A 20,592-nucleotide genomic window follows, 5' to 3' on the forward strand; every position below is an offset into this window, starting at 1 on the left:
TTATAATCACTTGTCTAACTATTTTTACAAAAATAACTACCTCCTATAGAATAAACTACTATTTTAATGGTAAAATAGTCTTAGGTTTTTATGAGGGGGTTTTTGTCATGTTTTGTCCCGACTGTGGCAGTGAATTGAAACAGCGATCTGCCCATTGTCCAAATTGTGGAAAAAAACGTCAAACAAGTAAATCAAAATCTACAATATTACTAGCACTTTTTCTTGTTCTATCCATCGGTGGTGGTTTCGTTTGGTTTGATGGCCCAAAATCTCTTTTCAATCAACCATCAATCGATACGGTCCAACCTTTAGCGACACACGTGGAGAAGGCAGATGAATCTCGTACAGTCAACACGGAGCCTGCTGCTGTTGTTAAGGTCGAGCAGCCGAAAGAAGAAACGTTACGACAATTAACGGAAATTATTGCGGATGCACAAGAGAATGTTTTTACGATTCATACAACCTACAGTCAGGGTTCCGGATTTTTATATAACGAAAGCGGAATTGTCGTTACGAATGCACACGTTGTGGAAGGTTCTATTGATACATCAGTAAAAACGATGACTGGTTCTGAGCATGAAGGCAAGGTTATTGGTTACTCCAACGAAACAGATGTTGCCATTATTAAAGTTCCTGATTTCATAGGGCGAACTCCTTCTAAGATTGCTTACGAGGATTCGGCACTTATTGGTGAGCCAGTAATTGCGTTAGGCAGTCCACTCGGTTTAGAAAATACGGCATCAATGGGCTATGTAACCGGAGTAAATCGTGATTTTGTGATCGATACTTTTGTGTATTCTAACTTGTATCAGATCTCTGCACCGATCTCACCAGGGAGTAGCGGTGGCCCGTTACTAGCGCAAGACACAGAGGAAATTATTGCTATTAACTCTGCTAAAGATACGAGAGATTCTGCCATTGGTTTTAGTATCCCTATTCACACCATACATTCGTTAATTGAAGGCTGGATCACACAACCGATGACAGAGGAAGAAGTTTATTCACAATTCTACTATTCTGACGGCTTATATTTCTTTGATAATTTATGGGACTATTACGATGGTGGATTTTTTGATGGTGGAGACTATTCCTCGGACTCTTCTTACTTCGAGTATTGGGATTATGACTATGAATACTGGTATGACGATTATGAGTACGAAGACTACGAGTATATTGATGACTATGATTATGAAGAAGACTATCACTACTTTGATGATTATGACTACGATGAGGATTATGAGTACTTCGATGACTATGACTATGAAGAGAACTATGAGTACTTTGATGACTACGACTATGAAATAGACTATGAGTACTTTGATGACTATGATGATGAAGAGGATTGGGAAGTGGAAAGTTTTCAATCCGATGAGGAATTAGAAGAAACTGAAGATACCAGCACTTATTAGAACAAAAATGGCAGCCTTTTATGGTTGTCGTTTTTTTTCAATTTATTAGTCCTCACTTTAGTATGAGTTCAACCAGCGGCGGAGTACGTTTATAATTGAAATAAGCTTGACCTCCGTATTTATTGTAAAAACCGAGTATCATTACCAAATAATTGTAATTTAAATAGTCTTAATATACGCCCATTTTAAATAATTACTGGAAATTTACCATAATTTATCATATTATTACTAAGGTAGGTAGTTTAAAAGAACTATTTTTAACTGACTCACACTATATTATAGATCTTAGGAGGGTGTAATGAAAAAGTAGTTGTAATGTTTTTGTTGTATATGGTACTAGCAGGCTGTGGTCAGTTACATATCTGATATCACTGCAAAAGATCGAGTTTGTTTACATATGAAAGTCAAACGAGCGAATATTATCATTTTGAACAAGAGGGCAGAAGCGAAGGCTACCAAGTTATCCTAATTGTTGATGGTCTATTGTCGATCGATTAACCGTACTGAGTCATTGGTATGATGCTTGCAAATAATTATTTGAAAAGGGGTTATTAAATGAATACATCATTAATAAAAACAGCACTATTAGGGAGTACTAGTAGCGGTAAACTTAATTCCTATCCAGTTCTAAAAGTAATCAATTTATTTTTTGTGTATTTATCGTTAGGGGTACTAGTAACTGGTTTGTTGATTGCCCTTTACCAATTATTTACAGGATCTTTCTTCATGTTCATTCTTACTATTCTCGGAACTGGATTTACATGGGGTGTTATTAAATTACAAGCAGAAATTATTCAGCTAGTTGTCGATATTGCTGATAACACTAGACGTTCTGCTGATATTATGGAAAAGCAGCATAAGGACATGTCTGCATAACTTTTAGGTTAGTGACACTCTTAAGTAGTGACACTCAATTTGCTCTTTCTGGAAATAGACACATCTACTCTCGTGAAGTCGGTTAAGGTTGGAGCCTGACACACTTATCTAATAAAACCTCACCTCTACCCCTCTTTCCCTCAGTCTCTCTATGATTCTTTGAGCTTCTTCTCTAAACGCATAATGATATTTCGTGTGGTTCACACATGGCACCCAACATAGATCCCTTAAGCAACAAATCACCCCTTTTATAGTACGTAAATTATTTATATAAGGATAAGGTAGTGATTATTCTTTTTAGTACGAAGCAGTGCCTTTCACTACCCGCGTTTTGCTCTGTGAAATAATCATTAAACAAGTCTCTTTGCACAGTGGGGGCGACAGAATTCAAACCACAGAACTCAATTACTCGCGCAGAAGCAGCTAGAGTCGTTTCAATGTTTAGATTGAAATAATTTAGATTAGGCGAAACAGGCAGCGGTGAGAGGTTCACTGCTTATTTTTTGGCAATTAATGGGTTAAAAGTTAGTTATTTGCGGCATTTGCGCGGAAATGGGCCAAAGTTGCGCGAACACAGCTGCTGTTCGCGCATAAATGAGCTCGATCTGCGCGGAAACGCTCTTCATTCGCGCGGAACCCGTCCGCAGAATGCCTCATCAAGAAAAAAAGACGTCTAATTCGACGTCTTTTCCACATTCTCAGCTTAAATTACCTATATTTATAGAATCGACCAACATTTTTTAATCAAAATAACTGTGCTTAAGAGATCTGACGTAAGAAATGGTGATATTCTTACCTACCTGAAATCTTCCTTTGCACATCTTGCATATGTCTGACCTTTGTCGCTTGATCTGCTTTAGTAAAGGCCTTCAGCTTATAGTAGTACTGATTGATCTGAAAATTAGTCAGGACTGGAGCTGAGATTTGGCGTTCTGTGGATAGAACCTTAAGTAGTTCATTTCTTTTCATCACTTCTACACGAGGTGTTGTTACGTGAATGTTCTTTAACGTGCATCGTTTACTGAAGACAATATACGAATGAAGAAGATGATCTTCTACTTCGAGCGTTGATTGAATCGCATTAAGGTGAGCCGCATTTTGCCAGACCGGATTGAAAAAAGGATATTTTCTTTTGTTCGGTAGTGTCTGGGTCCAATTCTTTCTGCGCTCATCTCCAAAGATCCATCCACTATAATTCTTCGACTCTACGACATAGATACCCGTTTCACAGATGAAAATCAGGTCAACTTCTGTTGTCGTACCGTCTTTTTTCTTTAAATAGACATTGGCTAGGATCTTCCGGTTTCCTCCTAGTTTCTCAAGATATGTATAAGTTACAAACTCCCCGTACGTCCCCTTGTCCGATACCGTTTGCCAAAAAGTATAGCCTGTCTCATCTTTATAGGTCGAAGCCTGATACTTTAACCATTTCGGCAATACAAACAGACAAAGAAAAAGCAGAATTATTAAGATGAATGATAGCACAAGAAACCTCCTGTAAATAATTAGTAGGTCTATACTATCACATTAATTACATATTAAACCAGTTAATTTACAAAAAAACCATCCTCCATCATCTTTAAAATGATGGAGGATGGCTTTCGTATATGAAGTTCCTAAAATTAGATTAGTTGAACCAGTTTGCTTTTAAATAACTTGGTGCTTAGTTAAAGACTCAGCTAATCAACGCATGCATCTCTCGCTTTACCCTCTGTTCCTAATGTGCTACGGCTGTTTTTGTATCAATTAAATCTGCTTGGAGAACATACCGTTCTGGTGCCGCTCCGATAAAGTCAAAGGGATAGCAGGTTGACACGGTGAGCATCGCTCGTGGTTTTGGAACGATAACTGTGCGGTCTTCCTTATCCACTACTCTCGTCCGCCTCACCTTGTACGTAAACTCACCAGCTCCTGTTCGCACAATGAGTAAATCACCCTTCTCTACTTCCCCTAGCTTTCGAAAGACTGTATCTCGATGCCCTGATAAGACTGAGTTGTTAGCTTCACCGGGTAAGACACTGCCTTCGAAATGTCCAACACCCTTCTCCAATTCATCTTCGTGTGTCCCGTGGTAGATCGGGAGTGTCGCATTGAGTGTCGGGATGACCAATTCCCCCATGCTATCGCCTATTTCAGGTCGTAACGGATATTGGACATGAGAATATGACTCTTCTTGTTCTACTTCTAGATCTAATTCTTGTTCTTTGCTAATTTCTTCAGCCGGTTTTGAAACAACGACCTCTTGACTACTTTTATACAACCAATACCCTTTTACAAAATTATAAGCATTGGTTGTAGTAAACCATATCCCCCCTGCTAGCAAGACAAGTGATAGACATGTGATGACGATCCTTTTATTCATGTTGACCTCCTACGAGCGAACAGCCTTTCTTCGACGAAACAAAAATGCTCCAGCTACTAACATCGTTACCCCTAGTAATGTATAGTTGCCGTAGTTCGTGGCCGTATCTGGTAGCCTTGCCCCTTTTTGTGTTTGCCCGACTTGTGTTTTAGGCTTTTCTTTCGCTTTCAAGTCAGACTTTGTCGCTGTTTCTGTCACCTTCTTCAAGTCACTTCCTGCTTCGTTAATGATTTCCGATCCAAACATATCTGCCGTCAACAATATATCTGCTAAGAAAGAGCCTTGCTTGTTATAGATTTCGATTAACAAGTCAAACCCGTTTGTTGTTGTCATTTTCATTAATGTCGACATGGATATGGAATTCTTTTCGTCATCTTTCACTAAGAAGAATTGCACATCAAGTTCGAATAAATCTAGCATTTCTTTGAAAATAGAGAGTAACTCTGCAATCTGTTCCGCTGTAAGATTATCTAATGAATCAAACTCTTCAATTGCTATTAAGCGATCTGATAATTGAAGCAAACGATCGATAAATACATCTTCTTCCATATCTAATGTTTCCAGATGTTCCAATAATCGATTAATCTCATCCTTAGTTAACCCAATTTCCGCGAAGACAGAGTTCAGTTCCTCTATTAAATCTTCTTCATTCCATAAATCATCACCGTACATATACATGTAGACAGCCCAATCAAGGTCTTCAATATAGTCATAGTTGCTGATAGCATCTCCATTTTCATATAAAAATGCTTCAAACTCTTCTAATGATTCAAAACCATACTCATCAAGGAGTTCTTGCAAGTTAATGTCATTAATAATCGTACCTTCCCATCCACCCGATATGTAATAGTCCACCCATTCGTCTAACTCTTCTACAAAGATCAGATACTCTCCATCAAGCACATCTTCTCCTTCTTCTATATCACCAAATTCCACTAAGAGTTCATTTAGTTCTTCTCTAGTTAACTCATATTTTTCCTGAATGCTTTGAACCGCTTCTTCTGATAAAGGAGTGCCTAACCACTTCACACTATCAAAATCTTCTAACGAGTATCCTTTACTCTCTAGATAATGAAGGTAATCTTTCTTTTCCCATCCAATATCCCTTAAAAATTTGTTGAAATTCGGATCGCTTTCTTCCAGAGCCAATACAGAGATCGGTAACATAGTAAAAAGTAACGCTAGTGTTAGTAACACAGTAAGCAACTTTTTCATCTTCCATCCTCCAAAACTTGTAAATTTAATTTTGATAGATGTAGTATACTCCTGCGATGATAAAGTTAGCTATAAAATCTCTTCGACATAGCCTAAGAGATTTTCGACAATTTGAGAACATGTTAGTTTTCTTAATCATGTACCTTTTTTCGGAGTTGATTTTCTACTCTCGGACATAGCATAGAACATGTAGAAATTCGGTTCCTATTTTAAAAAAGCATCAAATGAACGGAACCTTTTGATCCTTAGTAATACGAAAAAAGCCATATTTCTTCATCTATAAGATGAAGAAATATGACTCTCTTTATAAGTTATAATTAGTTAAAACGTTTCGCTCCCAAGTAGCGTGGTGCCCAATAGCTGTTATCCATGCTTAATAATGTTACACCAGTACTTATGTCGGGTGGCACTTGCATCTATAAATCTATTTTCTCTACTTTTATTACTGGTGCATGTCCTCCTTTCAAGAGAAACATTACCGCAGGTGGGTTGTAACCCACTAGCCTACGTTTCCCACTGGTTACGATTAAATGATAGTAGTTGTTCTCCCTCCCCTATTCAACGGATATCGATAACCCTTCAAACTCCCTGATACGCTCTTTGATATCCTCTGGAATAGGCTTTGACTTTCCTGTTTGAAGATCAAAGCAAACTTGAACGGCTTCAGCTTGAATTAAGAGCTCATCCCCTCTTTTAATGGCAAACTCACAATTCATGCTCGAGGTTCCCATTTTAACGACACGGCAATGAATATCAAGGAGATCATCTAGCCTGGCTGGGGAAAGGTAGTCCAGTGTCATCTTTCTTAAGACGAGATCAAAAATATTTTTCTCTGCTAACTCGAGCCAGTTTGAACCAATAACCTCTCGATAATACTCTGTCACCGCGACATCAATGTAAGTTAGATAATGAGCATTAAAGACGATCTTTTGCCCGTCAATCTCTGAATAACGAACTCGAATCTGATGCGAAAAATTAAATGGATTGATATGCACTCTCTCCTGTCCCTTTATACTAACTAGTTAGTATGTTTTATTTGAATTTATATGAAGATGTGTGAAACTCTTAAGAGGTCTTCTTGAGGTGGATGATGAGGTTTCTACTTTAATCCTAGCACCTTGTCATAAGATACGCAACGGAAAAACTGAAAATTCAGATATGAAGCAGAGTAGTTAAGGATAGGTGGAGAGAATTTTTAATACCCTGCTTCTCCTTGAATTTATTTATTCCACATCCTTAATGAAGCTCGGGAAATAGAGCGTTTGTTGTCGTGACTGTCCGAAGTTCTTGTATTCAATCTTAAGTTGCTCTAGATCATTTTGATCGTTTTGGTCGTGTATTTCAACGCGAAAAACCAGCAGGAAGTGATCAATAATTTTGTAGTCCTTCACGGGGATGTATTCATCAGTATACCCCTCGCTCATGACGGTCTCCTCGTCGATTACACCGGTTACACCCATTTTATCTACCATTGAAGTAACCGATATGTGTACATCATCTTCATGTAGCTCGGTTCCGTCCGATCTTAGTAAAGTAACGTCGGTTAAGGTCGGGCTTCCGATTCCATTCCAATGGAGACCATAGCCAATATAGAACGGCAGCCTTTCCTCAACAATTTGTGCATCCTCAGTGAGATAAGAGGTAGAGTCCATCACAAATTCCCCTTTAGAGAGGATAAAGGTAAACAGCATAACGATTAGTGCCATTGCACCTCCGACTATAAGGAACCACTTTTTCATTTATTCACCTCCCTTAGTTGCTGCTGTAGCCTTTTTCTCTTTATGGTTTTGGCGATCAGATACAACGCAATTCCGACACTAGCCCCCGCACTATCAATCAACACATCGGTTACTTCTCCACTTCGACCTGAAATAAATAACTGGTGAACCTCATCTGAGATCGCATAAAGCACACAAATGGTTAGAGCCAATAACACTCGGCGATACCCATTGAGGCGACCACCTCTTAAGGCATGGATCACTAGCAGCCCTAAGATGAAATAAGCAAAGAAATGCGCCCCTTTTCGGATGAAGAAATGGAATGTATCGAGATGCTGTTGAATGGTTGGAAAGATAATTTCAACAACTGCCACGATCGACTCCATGACCCCACCGCTTAACGCCGACGACTCTGCTGCCGGTTGGTGTGACAAATAAAAGATCAGCGCCATCCAAAGAAGGACACTCACCCACGACCATCTATGTTTAACAAGCATAATGTACAATCTCCTTCAATTCTTCGACTCTATTAAAATACCATCATTCTGCCAAAATGACTATCCTCCGAGGCCTCATTTTGACGTTTTGCTAAGATGCGTGGCAGGCACGGTGGGATTCGATGCACCTACCACATTATGTATGCGTCTCCCCGATTATGAGCCGATTTCATCGGAATATCATGCTGATTTGATAGAATCTCCCTTTTCAACTACTGGTGCGACGTACGTTTTTATATATATTTGTAGCGTTTGCTATAAAATTGACGATTTCACGTGAAAAAAGCCATCCAAAAGACGGCTCAGGGTACTAACAAACTAACCTAAAATTGCGAGTAACAATGTGATTGTAAGAATACTAACTAATGTAGTTATTAAGGTAATACTTGAAACTAGTTTTGGCTCTGAATTGAATTGTACTGCATAGATTACAATAGTAGCGGCTGATGGCATAGCAGCTGACACTATCAATACCTTTGCGAGCAATGGGTCTATCGGCAGTAAGCTGACAATAATGAAAGCTATAATCGGCGAGAGTATTAACCGTACTACTACTCCATATGTAATGTGTCCCCAACTAAAATTATCCCATTTAATATGAGCTAATTGCATTCCTAAAATCACCATAACGGTAGGGACTGTAGCTTCTGCAATAATATCTACTGTTAAAAAAAGATTGTTTGGTATTTCCCAGTTTAACGGTTTGAGGAGTAATGCAACTATGACCGCATAAGTTGCTGGCATTGCCAATACTGATTTTATGGCAACTTTAATTCCAGCCTTCCCTTTAGCTGCATAATAAACGCCAAAAAAGTTCATAATGATTGCTTGTAGGACTAGAAAAGAAACCGAATAAGCGAATCCCATATTACCGTATGCAAAAAGAATTATTGGTGCCCCGTAATTTCCTGAATTCATAAAGGCAGTTGATAAAATCAAGCCATTCTCAATAGATTGTGGAAACTTCTTTAGTTTAGCGTATATTTTATTAATGATAATAATAGAAGTTAATAGAATCGCTGAAAATACTACCATATATAAATATTGCATATCTAATTCTGCTGTATAAAATGTTCTGAACACAAGGCATGGAGTCATTATATAAATAGCCACAGTTGAAATAGCCTTAATATCAATGCGTTTCCACTTCTGAACTCCATATCCAATCAAAAAAACAAGCAGTACAGGAAATACAACTTCTAAAAATATATTCATATCTAAGAACCACTTTTCTTATGAATTAAGCTTCCCACCAGTAACATTTCTAACTTAGTTCATTTCCAAAATCATTTTAATCTAGACATAGATTCCTCACACTCTACATTTCTAATTTCAGAACGATAGATACAAAGATCTTTTATAGCGGAAATACCGGTTTTATTGGTAGTGTGGTCAATCGATACAGTAAGTGCTGTTTGATGTAAATCAAAATTTTTCTGAACCATAAGATCAAGTTCTAACTCCTCGGCACGTTCTTTCGTAATTGGACAACCGATCTTGAATCATGACCGTTACTTCTCTGACGCCTTTTCCAATAGCTTTGGTCACCTTTTTCATATTATACGAAAGCGTATCATTGAAGTCGATACATCCCTTCGCTTTTGGCCCTACTGCTATCTTTATCATATACATATCTGGAGCATGAAGCAGCTTCCAACGCGGGACACATGCTGCAACAGTAAGAGAATGTCTTTTATGGTAAATAAACTCACTAGTTTGCCATTAAATAATGAACAGATCGAATTTTTTCTACTCCGTCTAATCCTTCGATTACTGCTTTCACTGTGTCTAAGCAATTACCACAGCTCATTTTCTCCACTTGCAAGGTTACAGTTTGCATGAAATCGATCTCACTCAACGGACCTTCACTTCATTGATCTACTATAGTAGCCATAGCCAACAAAGTCTTTCTCAACTATTCCATAATATGCTTCTTTGGTATTAAAAAATCTATCACCTGCCCCCCCGATTTAGTACAGCATTAGCGCAGTGGGGTTAGACACTGATACTAATTGATTTTTTAAACTGTTTATTTTCATACATTCGTTTATCAGCTTCATTAAACAGCTTTTCCATTTTCCCTAATGAATGTTCAGTAAACGAAAAACCAATAGATATATTTATTGGAGTATGGTTATCTTCATTATACTTAATGATTTCTCCCCCTAATTTTTGGTAGGTCTGCTGTGCTGTAACTTTATCAAGATCAGCTAATATGATTGCAAATTCATCTCCACCAATTCTTGCAACCGTTTGCTTATAGCCCGAAAAATTCTTCAAGAAGGTAGCGGTATTTAAGATTAGTTCATCGCCTTTTTTATGACCATAGTTATCGTTCATATATTTAAGATCATCTAAGTCACAAACTATAATGGCTATAGGCTTGTTTATGTTAAGATCATACCTATTTATTATTTTCTCAAAGTAGTATCGATTGTAAATACCTGTTAGAGCATCATGGGTACTTCGATACTCTAGTTCTTGTTGAAGTTTTACTTTTTCATCTATATTACGCATTATCCCCTGAACAGCTTTCACTTCACCGTTTTGGTAGATTGGGGTAGCATATTCCTCAAACCAGCAGTATGTCCCTTTATCGTTCTTCCAACGTTGAATAACTGTCTGGCTATAATCAAGTTCTCCATTTACTTTACTCTCTAAAATTTTATAATCATCTGGGTGGATCAATTCAAAAGGTGTGCTAGGATTTCGGTAGGACTTAGCTACTATTCCTTTTCCTAGATAATGTTCAATCGACGGACTAAGGTAGAGGAACTTACTTGTTGGCTTTAATTCGTAGTAATAGATAATGTCTTTTGAGCTTTCTACCAATTCTAAATATCGTTTCGCTGCAATTCTTGTTTGTTTCCACTTATCCAATAAAATAAATTTAAACGAGATTATCGAGGTTGCGATAAATAATAAAATAACCCACTTCATATGGACACCCCTCTAAAAGTAATAGAGCTTTCAAACTATTATAACATTTTAAGAAGCAACCTACACTTGAAAAAATGTATCTTTTTGCCTGTTTTTTATCCTATATACCTGTAGATGATCCTCATACACCCATGAATAATTCTCATCTTATTAGGCATTCTAGAAAGGATTAAAATAAAGGGTGGGTGACTTATGTATTTTTACAGAGAAGATTTAATTAATATGATTGTACCGGATAAGCCAGATCCTCATGCTGCAAAGGTTCTACAAGAAGCACTTGGAGGTCAATTTGGTGAGATGAGAACGCTGATGCAGTTCTCTTTTCAAAGTGCCAACTTCAGAGGCAAGGCAAAACAATATCGCGATCTTATTCGAGGGGTGTTTTTAGAAGAACTAAGTCATGTTGAACTCGTTCAATCGACGATTAATCAGCTCTTAAATGAATCTGGTGGTGATCAACCGGGTAACCAGGCAGCTGATGGGGCTCCATTAGATGACGTCATTCAAGCTGGCGCCAATCCCCATCATTACATCATGGGAGCCAAGTCTTCACTGCCCGAGGATGCAGGTGGAAACCCTTGGAATGGATCATGGGTATATGACCATGGAAATCTTGTCGCCAATCTCCTAAATAATGTGGTGCTTGAGTCTACTGGTGTTCTTCAAAAGTCAAGAATTTACGAAATGAGCGACAATAAAACACTGAGAGAAACTATTGCTTTCTTAATCGTACGAGATAATGCCCATCAGAACGCGTTTGCTAAAGCATTAGAAACACTAGGTGTCGATTGGGGGAAATTATTTCCGATTCCCAATTATGACCTAAACAAATATCCCGAATGCCGTAAGTATGTGGATATGGGCTTCCATAACGCACAGTTCAACTTCCGCTTGGATGATACTCGTATGGGAGAGATATTCCAAGGAACCACGCCAAGCAGAAATGGCGGAGAGTTAACCGTCACAGCCCCACCAAAAGGATATCCAGTCCCCGAAATGCCTGATATGCCAAATGAGCATGCCCCAGGAATGAGCGACCTTAACAATTAGGAGTTTGTTATTACCGTGCCGTCCCCCGAGAGTTAGAATAGAAATCTAACTTTCGGGGGTGTTTTTATGGCCAAATGTAGTGAAATATGTCGATTCCCTCTACATACTCGTGATGCAGAGTTAAACTTCTAACTCGCGCCACACGCGTTTTCCATTTTCTTGAAGCACTTGCGCGGAAATGGCCATAATTTGCGCGAAAATAGCTGCCGTTTGCGCGAAAATGACCGTGATCTGCGCGAAAACCTCTATGTGCAGTCACCCGCTACCCTATAACAGTGCAATTCTCCATAACAGTAAAGCCTGATCCCCAAAAAACCAACAAAAAGAGCCAATCACAGCACGGATTGGCTCTTCTGTTAACGTATTTATTTATCACCGAGAAATGATAACCCGTCTATAAAGAATCGACTAAAGAAAATATAGATAATCAGTACTGTTAATGTGAAAACCATCGGATATGTCGGTCCCTGTCCCCCGTTTAAAAGAAGTATTAACGAAGAAGGGGGCTGACACGGATACTCATATATGAAGACCTAAGATTGGCCGCACTGACAGGCACCTCATCTAGCAGCTTTCCCTTTCATAAACCGTAACACAGCGATATCTATTTTGTTATCCTCTCGATATTTGTCATCGAAGTTTTCCTGTAAGTGGAAGGTTTTTAATGCTTCCTTTAATTCAATTGGATTATCTGTCGTCTCGAGCAATCCTAGTTTCTGTAAGGCTTCTTCCACTTCAACGATGATTTCTCCTTCGATATCTACCAGTGCGGAGGCATCAGTTTTAGCTAAATACAGCATATGTAAGTCGTAAAGTCTTTTCAGTTCCTCAATCGGTTCTGGATGATCGTCCACCCTTAAGTCAAATTGTCGATCATTAAATCCACCATAACCACCCTTTTCCTTTACCACATAAAGGGCTGCAGATTGTCTTCCACGGGAATCTCCCCCTGCCTTTTCCCCTGCGTCAAGGGCCGCTACCAACCGTTCCGCTAAAGTCCCCTCCGCAGATTCAAACGTTTCTACCAATGCTTGAACCGTCGCTTCACTCACAAGAATATTTCCTTGAGCGGAGCAGTTTTTTCCGTATTGATGGCCAGCCCAGTCAAAGCATTCTTTCCCTGTAAAAGCAGCGACACGGCCCTTGGCATCCATGACAGCAAATTGTCGTAACTCTCTGCCTTCGTCATTTTCTAAAAGAATTTCCACTACCTTTTCCGGATCATAACCTTCCTCTAGTAGCTGTAATCCCCTTGGACCAAAGCTTGTATTCGCCCATGACTGCGTGGCAATTGCCCCAACATTTGCCTTAGCCCATGGGACAACAGCACCTACAGCTAAAAACTTCGACTGAACGGCAATACCTAATTCTCCTGTTTCAGGGTCACAGGCCACAATGGAATAGGTAGCCACAAGATTATCTTCCGTCATTTCTGATTTATTCATCGTAACAACTCCTCGTTATATTTATACTGGTGCCTGTCCCCCGTTCACATAAAGCATTAGCGCAATGGGAGTCTGACGCCATAGCCTAGTAGACCATCCAATAACTGTTCTATTTCCATCTTACCATATTCGGTAAAAGTGAGGTACTTTCCTACTAGTTTCAACACAATACCTCCAAGCTGACACTAAATAAAACATTATATAACCTAACCCAGTCATACTTAGCATGACTGGATTTTACTTTTCATCCCTTTTTGTATAGATGACTAATTTTTTGGAAATCCAATCTCAAACGACGGAAGTCCAGACGCCTACAACGGTGCCAGTCCCCCACTCCATTAAAGCGTTTATCCAACAGGGGACTGGTACTGCTCATTTATTTCGCACTACTACTTACACTACTATTATCCTTACTTCCTTCTCGCCTCAAGGTCATTGCTTCCCAAATGGATTCATCGGTGATGTGATCACTTCCGGCTAAATCAGAGATCGTTCGGACGATGCGGATGACTTTAAGCTGGACTCGGTTGCTCCACTGTTGTTTTGTTGCGAGTTGCGTTAGCATCTTTTGTTGCGCGCGAGTGAGCGGACTCGTTCTTTGCAGTAGTTCATACGGCACTTTCGCATTGCTCACTTCTCTTTGATAGCGTTCATGTTGTTTGCATCTTGCCACCTTCACTCGGGCTACTATATCAGTTGAGGTCTCAATGCTTTTTTCTTCCTTATCAAGGTTCACAGGAGTCAATGTAAGGAGGAGATCCATTCGATCAAGCACCGGTCCGGATACACGGTTGCGATAAGCTTGGATTTGTTTCAATGAGCAGGAGCAGTAACGTTGGTGAGAGCCGAAATAGCCACACGGACAAGGATTCATTGCGCCGATCATAATAAGGGATGAGGGATAAGTGACTGTGGAGTGCACGCGACTGATTGTCACCCGCTCATTTTCAAGCGGTTGTCTGAGCATCTCCGTGGAGCTGAATAGATAAAAATTTAAAAATATAGATTGAAGGTTATAAACCCTTCTACAATATAGCACTTCAACTTTGAACCCAACCAACTTGCATACTTAGGACTCTCATTTTCATTTATGTAAATTAAAAAATACCCACCACGTATTGTGATGAGCATTAGTTTAGGACCACTATTTTATTAAATACCTTTATTTTAATTTATAGCTGATAGATAAACACAAATAGTAAAATTGTCGAGAATCCTATAATTGATCAACGTAGTTCAATTTTCACTAGTGTTGCATAAATAATGATTGAAAATTCAGTCTTTGTTTTTCTTCCCGTTTGAGCCAAAAAAGCTAGTACCCAAGCAAAGGTGGCTCTGTCCATTTGGAAAAATATTTACAATTAAACGCGAGTGACGACGACATGACTTGGTTTAAGGGACGGTTTTCCCTTTGATCTTTCGTTCCCAATAATGCGCTGATTTCCACAAAAGTGCCCGCAAGTACCTGGTGATCTGCAAGAGTGTTTTCTTACTATTTGTTTTGAGTTGAATCAGCACGTTCAAGCTAAAGGCAATGAGTGCAATGAATACTTGATTCTCGATAGCCTCTTCACTTTGACCATAGAATTTCTTGACCCTAAGGTGTTGTTTGATCCACTTAAAGAACAATTCAATCGCCCAGCGTGATCGATACATCTCTGAAATTTCTTCTGCGCTCACATCAAATCGGTTCGTGATCAGTTTTAGTTCATTGCCTTTTGAATCGGCAACCTTCAAGAGACGAAAGACGTTTTCTGCCCGATTTTGAGTGGTTCCAATCAAGACCATTTGATCCGTGTGTACATTGGTTTCAGGCGGTAGTTCGAATTCATCAACCACATGTACAACGGCATTTTTACGTAGTCTAGAGAGGAAAAAATACCCCTCATCTGTCATTCGATCAAACCGTTCATAATCGAGATAACCGCGATCAAACACATACATGCATTCTTTGTCATCCACCATCACTTCTAGTTAGTTACGGTCATGTTCTTTAGCTGGTGTCAGCACAGCCTTTTCTGGATAAGAAGATCCTTCTTTCATGAATACAAGGCGTAAATGTAGCTTTACTCCTGCCTTCGTTTGGCGGAATTTCGCCCATTTATGATTGGTCAGGTTCAACGGAAGTGTACTTGAGTCAATCACCTTTAATGGCATACTCCGTTTCTTTCCCGTGGTTTGATCCTGAATTTGAGTGACTAAATCAAGGAACAACCTATGAAAAATCTCTGGGTTCATCCCATTTAACCGTCTTGATAACTGAGAGACACTGATAGACTCTAAGTTAACCCCACCTTGAAGGTCCTCTTCGAGAAGAAAATCAACCAAGGCATGTAAACTTTCAACTTCTTCAAGCTGTGCGTACAGCAACAATTTCAGAAAAGATTCTGTCGTTAATTTCTTTGTATAATAATCTAAATGTAACGTTTTCACTAGTTCTTCAAATAATCGAAGATTTATTGGTGAAAACCATTGTCCAAATGAAGTTTTTCGTGTAATCTTGTCCATGAGTTGGTCCTTTATTTTTGGATTTGGACAGGTTACCACCTAACAAATCCATTATAAAGGACTTTTTCTTTGCTTAAAACGAAATAACCGAAGATTTTGAGTCTTTTTAATATTGTGAACTAATTAATGCAACACTAGTGTTCAATTTTATAATATCCTCTTTTGTCTTCCCCATATACCTTATAAAATGTATCCCCCAAGATATAGCTTTTAACAGGGATATAAAAAGTAAAGAAAAAGAAAAAAGCCAAAGGGGTTGGTCAATATTGTTTATATATATTCCACCAGATAAAATAGTTAAGGTTTCAATAAATTTCGTGAAAATACCGATATGAAACAGTTTAAAATACTTTAAATTAGCAAAATGTACCCCGCTCAAAACAATCACTATAATAAAGAAAAAAATCGCAATTCCCCATATATGAAACCAATTAATAATACTATCTACCCAAGCAGTACCAAACAGACTAGTTATTCCAAAAAACAACAAAAATAAATATACCAGAGCTAAAAGGCCACCAAAAAAAGCTGTTGTAATCGTTAATATTTTCATAATAGTTACTTCCCCCAAATTATTCTTGAATGATTAGTTCAATCTTTTTCTTTAATTCTGTTTTTACCGTTTTCTCATAAAACTCAAAGAAGTGTTTAATTGTATACTTGACAAGCTTATCATTTTGATTGAAAGTAATGCCTTCACTTTTCATTTGACTGATAATCTTCTGTAACGAAATAATGAGAGTATCAACTGATTGATTTTCATTTATCCACTTCAAGATGACCATCCGCCAAGCCTTGTTGTCACCATTGATATAGAGTTCACCTATAATAGGTTGAGATAACAGCAAGTCTCGAACCTTTTCTTTTTTCTTTTTATCTATGCTATCTCCCGTTTTCTCATAGTTAGTTACTGAAGGGTTTTCTTGATAGGTGTAATTGCTATACTGGGAGTTCCTTCGTGACCGTTGGTTCCAGTATTCAGGATGCACTTCAATAGGTCTTAACGCTGCTCTTCTAGCCCTTTCCTTCATTTCTCTTTCAACTTGTTCGTCCTCCAGGTCTTTAACCTGCTGTCTTATCTTTTGCATTTCTGCTACTTCGGCCTTTAATCGAACCCTTTGCTTTTCGTTCTCTTGCTTGATCCTTTCTTCCTCTGCTCGAATTCTTTCCTCCTCTTCTCTCACCCACTGTTGTTCTAACTCCAACTTTTGTTTCCTTTCAATTAGTGCTTTTAAGAATTCAGTTCTCCTATCATCCTCATTCTCTTTTGAAAGTACAAAATGGTTGTGATCAGCATTCATCGCTAATGCTTGAGCCAATGGAATTTTAGAGGATGACAGTTTATAAAAAGTAATATTCCGATCATGTTGTGCTGTTGGTATGAAGCGAAAGATCGTGCATAGCCTATTAAATACATCTACATAAGCTATATTTCTGGTATTAAACTCTTTCATAGTAGCCCCTGTATCTTTTATGAAAAAGTCTAATAATTCACCTTGCACATTTTCGTCAAGAAATGTATCCCACTGGTAATCTTCTTGTTCTTTAACAGTTACATAAGTTTCTGCAGTAAGTAAGGTTCCTTTATTCGTCTCTTTTAAAAAGGAAAGCCAACTATAGTCTACAAATGAAAAGAATTTAAAGCCTTCTTCTTTATAAGTTTTCATTCTTTTAGACAAATGACGAGCGTAGTTGCCTGAAGTTAATCCTTGGTCAATTGCCGTAAAATAATCAATTGCCCAGCGTTCATCAGAATCGGGAAACTTTATAATAAAATCCGGTATAAACGAGAGCTTCTTTTTGTAATGATAACCTCTCTCGATCTCCACATTGTAGGGCTTCAGCTCTCCTACCAAAATTTCACGAAAAATAGTTAGACCGACATTTTTCTTCGATTTATCCTCTAATTTGGAAACATGTTTTTCATAAGTCCTTGTGTTTTCAGAGTAAGAGCATTCGCTCTCGTCATTATGCCGAAAATAAAAAGGTCTGCCTTCATCTTTAGTTAAATTCATATTAACTGGCTTACTACAGCATAAGCAGGTAAATGCACTCTTCCTTGAAAAAACACGATAGTTATCTTCGAACCAACGTTTAACTTCAGAACGTGTTAAATTTTTTTGTTCTAGTTCTCTTCTTTTCATTTCAATGTTAAAGACTGAATTATGTAGGTGGGCCGAATCCAAGCAACACACATCCCTTCTACTTTAATAGTTTCCGAGACTATTATATCATTTAATAAGTATTATTTTACCATATATTCATTTATACCAATGCTTTATAACTGTGCCTGACACTCGTAGAAAGAGTTAATGATTAACATAGTCCCACGACAAATTTTTCATCTTCAATTATGATAGTAATAAATGAAATAATTGAAGGAGTTATATGAATAGATATCTAGTAAGCTTGATTATCATTCTAGTTGCTTTACTTTCCGTCCCGCATGAGGCAGATGCTAGAGGTTCGATCATTGATGTGTTTTTAGATGGCAAGAAGCTTCATTTTACAAATAATCCTGTAATTGAAAACGGGACAACTCTAGTCGAAATACGCTCCATCTTTACTGCACTAGACATGAACTTAAAGTACGATTCAACGACTAAAACCATTGCAGGGGAAAATGAGGACATCTCATTATTTCTTCAGCTTAACAATCGTTATGCGTACGTTAACTTTCATAAACATGCACTCACTCGTCCTGCCTACGCAACAAACGGTCGAACCATCGTGCCTCTTCGCTTTATTAGTGAAGCAACTGGAGCGAATGTGAAGTGGGAGCAAGCAACGAACTCTATTTATATCAATACCGAAAATGCTACAAGGAATATTCCATCATCTAAGTATAAGGTTACAGGGGATATTCTTAACATGAATTTCACAGAAGTAGAGATCTTCCTATTGACCAATGAAGAACGTCATCGCCAAGGTGTTGCCCCTTTCCGACTTGATGTGAACATGAGTCAAGTGGCTCGCATAAAGTCAAAAGACATGCACGATCAGCAATATTTTAGCCACACCTCTCCAACGCACGGTTCACCGTTTGAGATGATGAGAAATCATGGTATAACTTACTATTCTCGCATGGGCGAAAATATTGCAGCAGGACAACACTCTGCACAACATGTCACCACATCTTGGATTAACAGCCCAGGTCATCACCACAACATGATCTCAACAACCTTTGATAGCATCGGCATCGGATATCATCAAGGTTCGAGAGGGTATAACCGATACTATACGCAAATGTTTGGCGGATAAGTGCCTTCGACCACTCTCAAATTAAACGAATCACCGTACTAAAGTGACCAAATATAAAAATACTCCCGCTGAGCAATCTTACTCAGCGGGTATTCTCTCATTTATTTACTATAGTAATCTTAGCAAGCAAAGTCCTTCTCAATCATTCCATAATCCATCACCTGTCCCCCGTTTAAGTACAGCATTAGCGCAGTGGGGTCTGACACCCGTACCTATTAACTCTATAAAATTCTTCCCTAGAATAAATTCCTTATGTTCTTGAGGAATGTCTAAAGAATCAATCCAACTCTTTTTATCCGAGTAATCGTACTCATTAAACTTTTTCATCCCATATGGTCCATCGCAACCAAACAATACTTTTCGATATCCAAGTGCCTGAACTACATTTCTTACGATAGAAGGGGTAAGGTAATCACTTGATGTGTCCACGTAGACATTGGGTTTTTCCTTTGCATATTGCCACAGGCTTTTCCAAAAAGGAACTCCTGCATGAGCATAAATAACTTTGAGGTTGGGATATTTGTCAGGTAAGTATTTGTAGGATTCTGGTTCTGAAGATAGATGAATAATCATTGGGATGTCTCTGTTTTGGCATAAGGCTCCAATGGAATCAAGTTCTTTAATACTATACTTATGCATAAATGGATGGGCTTTTACTCCAATAAAACCAGGTAGGTTAAGGTATGTCTCTAACGTCTCCACAGATTCTGGAATAGTTGGGTTAACGGCAGCCCAGCCCAGAAAACGATCAGGATAGCGTTTTATAGCATTTGCTACAATGTCATTATCTGGCTCGGTAAAAATCTTATAACTTCCATTGACTTTAAAGTAACCATCTTTAACTAATCCGTCATAAATCTTAAGACCTATTTTGGGGAACTTCATGATTAAAAAGCGGAATAAGCGGTGTAGGTTATCCTGGTATGTACTTTCTTTTTCATACATGGTTTCATTAAAGGGTGGAATTAATGCGGTTTTCTCAACATTGTTTTTATCCATCTCTTCAATCATTTTTTCTAGCTCTAACATCGTTTCATCAACATGGAAATGGCAATCAATAATCATTTGTAATTTCAGCCATCCTTTCTTATTAAGATTAAAAGCTGAAAATTGAATATATAGAATCATATGAACGTTATCACATTCCTATTCAAGTTACCACAAACCGGATTAGGGTTAATTAAAAAATTGTCATTAGTTTGACGCACCGTACAACAATGTTATTCAATAGAAAATGATATTGCACACTGCACCACTTTTGTGAGCGCAGTAGCGGTCTGACACCCATACCGGCATATCTCTGACGGAAAA

21 protein-coding genes and 1 pseudogene are annotated in these 20,592 nt (G+C 38.4%); 5 read left to right on the forward strand and 17 right to left on the reverse strand.

Going from position 1 to position 20,592, the window contains the following annotated elements:
* The first annotated feature begins 107 nt into the window (after positions 1-107).
* From CDZ88_RS13910 to CDZ88_RS18035, 3 genes are all read left to right on the forward strand, one after another.
* Complete coding sequence (locus CDZ88_RS13910) at positions 108-1,409, forward strand: trypsin-like peptidase domain-containing protein (RefSeq protein WP_100374121.1); 1,302 nt, start codon at positions 108-110, stop codon at positions 1,407-1,409.
* 555 nt (positions 1,410-1,964) lie between these two features.
* Positions 1,965-2,285: a hypothetical protein gene (locus CDZ88_RS13915; RefSeq protein WP_100374122.1), complete on the forward strand. Its 321-nt coding sequence runs from the start codon at positions 1,965-1,967 to the stop codon at positions 2,283-2,285.
* 371 nt (positions 2,286-2,656) lie between these two features.
* A complete protein-coding gene (locus CDZ88_RS18035; RefSeq protein WP_157796584.1) occupies positions 2,657-2,740 on the forward strand; it encodes an S-layer homology domain-containing protein in 84 nt (27 codons plus the stop codon).
* 337 nt (positions 2,741-3,077) lie between these two features.
* Here CDZ88_RS18035 and CDZ88_RS13920 read toward each other — a convergent pair whose 3' ends face one another.
* The 11 genes from CDZ88_RS13920 to CDZ88_RS13965 form a co-directional block, all read right to left on the reverse strand.
* Positions 3,078-3,770: a nuclease-related domain-containing protein gene (locus CDZ88_RS13920; protein ID WP_157796564.1), complete on the reverse strand. Its 693-nt coding sequence runs from the start codon at positions 3,768-3,770 to the stop codon at positions 3,078-3,080.
* Between the two features lie 232 nt (positions 3,771-4,002).
* Positions 4,003-4,647, reverse strand: coding sequence for a class D sortase (locus CDZ88_RS17655; protein ID WP_198507866.1), 645 nt, complete (start codon positions 4,645-4,647; stop codon positions 4,003-4,005).
* A 9-nt stretch (positions 4,648-4,656) separates the two neighbouring features.
* Positions 4,657-5,862, reverse strand: coding sequence for a processed acidic surface protein (locus CDZ88_RS17660; protein ID WP_198507867.1), 1,206 nt, complete (start codon positions 5,860-5,862; stop codon positions 4,657-4,659).
* A 554-nt stretch (positions 5,863-6,416) separates the two neighbouring features.
* Entirely contained in the window at positions 6,417-6,857 is a 441-nt protein-coding gene (locus CDZ88_RS13930; RefSeq protein ID WP_232718648.1) for an acyl-CoA thioesterase, read from the reverse strand.
* Between the two features lie 228 nt (positions 6,858-7,085).
* Entirely contained in the window at positions 7,086-7,601 is a 516-nt protein-coding gene (locus CDZ88_RS13935; protein ID WP_100374124.1) for a hypothetical protein, read from the reverse strand.
* Positions 7,598-8,077 (reverse strand): VanZ family protein, encoded by a 480-nt coding sequence (locus CDZ88_RS13940; RefSeq protein WP_100374125.1) that lies wholly within the window; start codon positions 8,075-8,077, stop codon positions 7,598-7,600. The genes CDZ88_RS13935 and CDZ88_RS13940 overlap by 4 nt, the downstream gene beginning before the upstream one ends.
* Before the next feature lie 318 nt (positions 8,078-8,395).
* Complete coding sequence (locus CDZ88_RS13945) at positions 8,396-9,292, reverse strand: AEC family transporter (protein WP_100374126.1); 897 nt, start codon at positions 9,290-9,292, stop codon at positions 8,396-8,398.
* 71 nt (positions 9,293-9,363) lie between these two features.
* Positions 9,364-9,522, reverse strand: a complete 159-nt coding sequence (locus tag CDZ88_RS18040) for a hypothetical protein (protein ID WP_442857099.1) — start codon at positions 9,520-9,522, stop codon at positions 9,364-9,366.
* A 4-nt stretch (positions 9,523-9,526) separates the two neighbouring features.
* Positions 9,527-9,781: a fructose-bisphosphatase class II gene (locus tag CDZ88_RS17770; RefSeq protein ID WP_100374128.1), complete on the reverse strand. Its 255-nt coding sequence runs from the start codon at positions 9,779-9,781 to the stop codon at positions 9,527-9,529.
* A gap of 7 nt (positions 9,782-9,788) precedes the next feature.
* The gene (locus tag CDZ88_RS13960) at positions 9,789-9,935 is read right to left on the reverse strand and encodes a heavy-metal-associated domain-containing protein (RefSeq protein WP_232718650.1); all 147 of its coding nucleotides are present in this window, start codon (positions 9,933-9,935) and stop codon (positions 9,789-9,791) included.
* Between the two features lie 137 nt (positions 9,936-10,072).
* A complete protein-coding gene (locus tag CDZ88_RS13965) occupies positions 10,073-11,017 on the reverse strand; it encodes a sensor domain-containing diguanylate cyclase (RefSeq protein WP_100374129.1) in 945 nt (314 codons plus the stop codon).
* A gap of 192 nt (positions 11,018-11,209) precedes the next feature.
* Between CDZ88_RS13965 and CDZ88_RS13970 the strand changes: the two genes are divergently transcribed.
* The gene (locus CDZ88_RS13970) at positions 11,210-12,067 is read left to right on the forward strand and encodes a manganese catalase family protein (RefSeq protein WP_100374130.1); all 858 of its coding nucleotides are present in this window, start codon (positions 11,210-11,212) and stop codon (positions 12,065-12,067) included.
* A 560-nt stretch (positions 12,068-12,627) separates the two neighbouring features.
* Here CDZ88_RS13970 and CDZ88_RS13980 read toward each other — a convergent pair.
* The 5 genes and pseudogenes from CDZ88_RS13980 to CDZ88_RS14000 form a co-directional block, all read right to left on the reverse strand.
* Entirely contained in the window at positions 12,628-13,512 is an 885-nt protein-coding gene (locus tag CDZ88_RS13980) for a DUF1028 domain-containing protein (RefSeq protein WP_100374131.1), read from the reverse strand.
* A gap of 376 nt (positions 13,513-13,888) precedes the next feature.
* Complete coding sequence (locus tag CDZ88_RS13985; RefSeq protein ID WP_100374707.1) at positions 13,889-14,479, reverse strand: ATP-binding protein; 591 nt, start codon at positions 14,477-14,479, stop codon at positions 13,889-13,891.
* A 425-nt stretch (positions 14,480-14,904) separates the two neighbouring features.
* A pseudogene (locus tag CDZ88_RS13990) lies at positions 14,905-16,020 on the reverse strand (IS4 family transposase).
* A gap of 106 nt (positions 16,021-16,126) precedes the next feature.
* The gene (locus tag CDZ88_RS13995) at positions 16,127-16,573 is read right to left on the reverse strand and encodes a hypothetical protein (protein ID WP_100374132.1); all 447 of its coding nucleotides are present in this window, start codon (positions 16,571-16,573) and stop codon (positions 16,127-16,129) included.
* 19 nt (positions 16,574-16,592) lie between these two features.
* Complete coding sequence (locus CDZ88_RS14000) at positions 16,593-18,035, reverse strand: hypothetical protein (RefSeq protein ID WP_157796565.1); 1,443 nt, start codon at positions 18,033-18,035, stop codon at positions 16,593-16,595.
* 373 nt (positions 18,036-18,408) lie between these two features.
* On the opposite strand from CDZ88_RS14000, the gene CDZ88_RS14005 reads away from it, so the two are divergent.
* Complete coding sequence (locus tag CDZ88_RS14005) at positions 18,409-19,281, forward strand: stalk domain-containing protein (protein WP_100374134.1); 873 nt, start codon at positions 18,409-18,411, stop codon at positions 19,279-19,281.
* 138 nt (positions 19,282-19,419) lie between these two features.
* On the opposite strand, the gene CDZ88_RS14010 is transcribed toward CDZ88_RS14005, so the two are convergent.
* Positions 19,420-20,409 carry an amidohydrolase family protein gene (locus CDZ88_RS14010; protein WP_100374135.1) on the reverse strand — a complete coding sequence of 330 codons (990 nt, stop codon included), beginning with the start codon at positions 20,407-20,409 and terminating at the stop codon, positions 19,420-19,422.
* Between the last annotated feature and the right edge of the window lie 183 nt (positions 20,410-20,592).

The sequence above is a fragment of the Bacillus sp. FJAT-45037 genome (assembly GCF_002797325.1).
Classification (GTDB): Bacteria; Bacillota; Bacilli; order Bacillales; family Bacillaceae_D; genus Alkalihalophilus.